This is a genomic window from Promicromonospora kroppenstedtii DSM 19349 (genome assembly GCF_000515355.1).
Classification (GTDB): domain Bacteria; phylum Actinomycetota; class Actinomycetes; order Actinomycetales; family Cellulomonadaceae; genus Promicromonospora; species Promicromonospora kroppenstedtii.
The window spans coordinates 42,836-44,036 of the sequence record NZ_KI911704.1 but is presented as its reverse complement, the minus strand read 5'-3'; the positions used below and the strand labels follow the sequence as shown (position 1 = coordinate 44,036).

Here is a 1,201-nt window from a genome sequence, read left to right as displayed (position 1 = left end):
CTCGCGGCCTGGATGCTGGCGGGTGCCGGCCCGGAGGCGGCCGCGCTCGTCCGCACCACCGTGGCGGTCACCGAGCTGGAGGGCAGCCCCGGCGCGAACGTCGCGGCCGCTACGGCCAGGGCCCGCCTCGACGTCCGCGTGGCCCCCGGTGACACCGTGGAGCGGACCGTCGCGCGGCTGCGCCGCGTCATCGCGGACAAGCGGGTCGAGATCGAGGTCGTGGAGAGCGACGAGCCCAGCGAGGTCTCGCCCACCGACAGCCAGCAGTTCGCGCTGCTGAGCGAGTCGATCGGGGCCGCGTACCCGGACGCCCTGGTGGTGCCGCACGTGGCTCCGGCCGCCTCCGACGCGCGCCGGTTCACCCCGATCAGCGACCACGTCTACCGGTTCCGGCCGTTCGTCATGAGCCGCGCGCAGCGGCAGTCGTCGCACGGCGCCGGAGAGCAGCTGAGCGTCGATTCCCTGAGTCGCGGAGTGCATTTCTATCGCGAGGTGCTGCGCAAGATCCCGGGCTGACCTGGGCATTCAACAAATCGCCGAAATTGCACTAAGTTCTCCCTCTATATCGGTGAGGGGGGACATTTCATGAGTAACTCGGCAGCGCAGCCCGGGAGCTCGGGACGGTCGCGTGCGCCCGTGAACGTCAACGTCCACACCTACCCCGCGCAACTGCAGTACCCGCCACCGACGTATCTGGTGTTCACCGTTCTGGTCACCCTGTTCGGATTCCCGCCGACCGGAATCGTCGCGCTGGTGAACTCCATGCGCGTCAACACCCTGTGGAAGACCGGCCGGCACGACAAGGCGCGCAAAGCGTCCCGCCGCGCGCGCAACTGGGGTCTGCTCACGCTCGCCATCTGGGTCGTGGCCGTCGTCGTCGTGGTGTTCTGGGCGAGCATCGCCTACCTGAACGGGTAGCACTTCACCCGCAGTTCGTCAGCTATCACACGTTTGCCCCTCCTGTCTTCCCCGGTTCTGCGGGTAAAGTGCGCGGCTATGAGTGCGACACGGCGCAAGGGCTCGCGAGGTGGGCGTGCTGCTGCCCGCGCTGGTGGTCCCCCCGCAAGCAACGCGCTCACCTGGGCGGAGAGCCTCGCGTCCGGCGAGGCCGCACCGGGTGCGAGCGCGCTCGAGTGGGCCGAGGGGCTCGCCACGGACGCGAAGGACAACGCCGCGCCCAGCCCGTGGGGCGCCGCGGCGA

The 1,201-nt window shown here is 69.9% G+C and carries 3 protein-coding genes; all 3 read left to right on the top strand.

All coding sequences use genetic code 11. From position 1 onward, the window contains the following. Positions 1 to 516 (top strand): M20/M25/M40 family metallo-hydrolase (locus PROKR_RS18765; protein ID WP_036965664.1); only part of this gene is annotated, 516 nt, incomplete at its 5' end. 120 nt (positions 517 to 636) lie between these two features. After that, entirely contained in the window at positions 637 to 918 is a 282-nt protein-coding gene (locus PROKR_RS18760; protein WP_051433136.1) for a CD225/dispanin family protein, read from the top strand. Between the two features lie 78 nt (positions 919 to 996). Further along, a partial coding sequence (locus PROKR_RS36975; RefSeq protein ID WP_211240177.1) for a hypothetical protein occupies positions 997 to 1,201 on the top strand: 205 nt, incomplete at its 3' end.